The 3,432-nt window shown below is 53.1% G+C and carries 3 protein-coding genes; all 3 read right to left on the reverse strand.

From position 1 onward, the window contains the following. Nucleotides 1-356 (reverse strand): 2-oxoacid:acceptor oxidoreductase family protein (locus AB7U36_RS20885; protein WP_428161554.1); only part of this gene is annotated, 356 nt, incomplete at its 3' end. 5 nt (nt 357-361) lie between these two features. Further along, nucleotides 362-2,176, reverse strand: coding sequence for a thiamine pyrophosphate-dependent enzyme (locus AB7U36_RS20890; RefSeq protein WP_428161555.1), 1,815 nt, complete (start codon nt 2,174-2,176; stop codon nt 362-364). Between the two features lie 80 nt (nt 2,177-2,256). Further along, nucleotides 2,257-3,432 (reverse strand): pyridoxal phosphate-dependent aminotransferase (locus tag AB7U36_RS20895; RefSeq protein ID WP_428161556.1); only part of this gene is annotated, 1,176 nt, incomplete at its 5' end.

A 3,432-nucleotide genomic window follows, 5' to 3' on the forward strand; every position in this document is an offset into this window, starting at 1 on the left:
TTTTCAGCCAGGGCCGTGGCGTCTCCAAAAAATACCCGGTATCTGCCATCTTCAACAGGATTGGAGCTGTTCACCACGGCCAGACCGCCGGGTTTAAGAAAATAGGAATGAAGGGCAAAACTTTCTGCTTTAAGGGCAATCAGGGTATCTGCCGTGGCAGGCCGGATCAGGGGTCCTGAAAAATCACCAATTTTTAGATAGGAAATTACATTGCCGCCCCGCTGGGCCATGCCGTGGGTTTCCGATGTAAGTACAGGAAGATTGTCTGCCATGGCAGCGCCTGCAAGCAGTTTTGTAATAAAAAGAACGCCCTGCCCGCCCAGACCTGAAATGATAATCTGCTGATTATTTGACATGATATTTACTCCTGGCTTTCAAGTACAAGTGCGCCCTTGGGGCAGACAAAGGAACAGACCGCGCATCCGGTGCAAAGCCCAGGGTCAATGCAGACCTGTTCGCTCTCATTATTCAGGCCTATAGCCGGGCATTCAAACTGGCTTACGCAATATCCGCAGCCGTCACAGATATCCCTGTTTACGATGACTTTTTTAAAGGATGCGTTGAGTTCAGCCCTGTCCATGTTCAGCAGACAAGGATGTTCGGCAATGACCACGGCGGGTCCGTTTTCTTTGCAATAGGCGTTTGCCTCTTTGAGAATGTCGATAAATGCCGGCAGATCATACGGATCTGCAATTTTAATGAAGTTCACCCCGCAGCCTTTGACAATGGCAGGAATATTCACGGCAACGCAGGGATCGCCCGAGGCGTCCCGTCCCGAGGCCGGTGTTGGCTGGTGCCCGGTCATGGCCGTGGTGCGGTTGTCCAGAATCACCAGGACATACGGGATCTTTTTGGTGACGGTTTCGATCAACCCGGGAATACCGGAATGGAAAAATGTGGAGTCGCCAATGGTGGAGAAAACAGGCGGTTGCTTTTCGTTTTTGGCATAGGCAATGGTGAAGCCGGCAGCCTGGCTGATCCCTGCTCCCATACAGGTGACCGTGTCCACGGCCCCGAGGTTGCAGCCCAGTGTGTAGCATCCGATGTCGCTGGTGAAGATACCCTTGGGTGCAGCCTTTTTAATGGCAAAAAAGCTGGCCCGGTGGGGGCAGCCTGCGCACAGGGTGGGACGTCGTCCCGGCAGCATGGTGATCTGCGGGGCCTGATAATCCACACCGGCAAAGGCGCAGATCCGTTCTTCCACGTTTTCGGGCAATAGTTCGCCCACAGGAGAGATAAAGCCCGTGTTTTTCCCTTTGACCCGGGTTTTGTCTGCCAGCTGCATCTCGATGACGCCCCAGGTTTCTTCCAGCACCAGGATTTCGTCGTAGGTGTCCATTTCCCTGATGAATTCCTTGTGTAAAGGAAAGGGCTGAACCACCTGGTACACGGGGATATCCAGGTTTCTTTCCTTGATAATGTCCCTGGCATTGGCCGCAGCCACTCCTGCCACGACAATGGCCTGTCCACAACCGTTGGCCGTGCCGGATACCAGCCGGGGGCGGGTGGGTTCGTAGTCTGCGATTTTGGCAAGTTTGGCTTCCAGTTCCTTATGGAGCTGGAGCCGGAATTTAGGCGTGGCCGCCCATCTGCCCGGATTTTTTTCAAAGGCTGCCCCACGCCGCGTCATTTCAATTTTTTCCACGTCCATGCTCTGGCGGGAGTGACACACCCGGGTGGTGGGCCGCAGCATCACCGGAATCTCAAAGGCCTCGGACAGTTCAAAGGCAATACCGGCAAGTTCTACAGCCTGGACCGGGGAATCCGGGTCCAGCACCGGCAGCTTGGCCATGACCGCCATCAGGCGTGAGTCCTGTTCGGTCTGGGAAGAGTGGGGACCGGGATCATCGGCGCTGATCACCAGAAAACCGCCTTTGACACCTAAATATACGGAACTCATCAGGGGGTCGGCAGCGACATTCAGGCCCACCTGTTTCATGGCAACCGCTGTTCTAAGCCCTGCCTGGGCACCTGCGTAAGCGGTTTCAAATGCCACTTTTTCATTCACTGCCCACTGGGCGTGAATATCCAGATCCATCTCCTTTTTCAAGGAAACAACAGCGGACAAAATTTCCGAAGACGGGGTACCCGGGTAGGCGCAGGCCATCTGGCAGCCGTTTTTCAGCAAACCATAGGCCAATGCCTCGTTTCCCAGTGTTAATCGTTTTGCATCCATATTTTTTATATAAAGCCTTAAATCATAGTTTATTCGTTTCTGCGGACAGTAACATGCCAAAAGATCAAATAAAAATCAATTTATTTTAGTTTTTGAGCCTGTTCCATAGCCCGTTTGAACCCGGCCATTGAATTTACAATGGTCTGTTCAGGCACAGCATAGGAGAGCCGGATATGGCCGGGGCCGCCAAATCCGGAGCCGGGAACGGCCAGGATGTTTTCTTTTTTAAGCAGACCTGTAAATTCCACATCATTTTCAATGGGGGTCCTGGGGAACAGATAGAATGCACCGTCGGGGATGTTGAACTCGTAGCCTGTCGCCGCAAGTCCCTCACAAATTATATCCCTGCGTTTGCGGTAGATGTCGATATCCACACACACGCCCTGCAGTTTTCCCACCACCTGCTGGAACAGGGCCGGGGCGTTGACAAACATCATGGTATTGGCCACACCCGCAGCTACCGCAATCAGTTCCGCATCTTCAGCCCCGGGATGAACCGCAAGATATCCCACACGTTCGCCAGCCAGGGAGAGCTCCTTGGAATAGGAGGTCAGAACAATAGTATGGTCATATACGCCAAACATCCAGGGCACATCCACATCATAGGCGATCTTGCGGTAGGGTTCGTCCGAAAGCAGGTAGATGCGTTTACCAAACTCCCGGCTTTTCTTTTCCAGAAGCTGACCCAGTTCGTCCAGCTCCTGTCTGGTATAAACCACGCCCGTGGGATTATTGGGGGAATTGATGAGCATGACGCGGGTATCTTTATTAATGGCTGCGTCAATGGCCCCAAGATCCAGATGAAAGTCGGGTCTGGTAGAGACGGTTTTAAGGCTGGCCCCGACAATAAAGGCGTATTGGTTGTACCCCACAAAATAGGGGGCCGGCACCAGGATCTCTTCGCCGGGATTGACCAGGGCTTTCAAGGTATCATTCAAAGCGCCTGCGGCCCCCACACTCATGATCACCAAATCCGAAGTCATTCCAACGCCGCACTGGGCGTTCAGGTAATCGGCTATGGCCTGGCGCACCCAGGGGTATCCTGCATTGGGCATATATCCATGGGAGGTTGATGCATCGTTGGTCAGGGCCAGAACCGTTTCCCTGACCACCGGCGGCGGCGGTACATCGGGATTTCCCAAAGAAAAATCAAACACATTATCAGCCCCGAACTGTTTTCTCATCCGGATGCCTTCCTCAAACATTTTTCTGATCATGGATGCGGATTTTACTATTCCGACCATCTTGTCTGCAAT

The sequence above is a fragment of the Desulfobacter sp. genome (assembly GCF_050177295.1).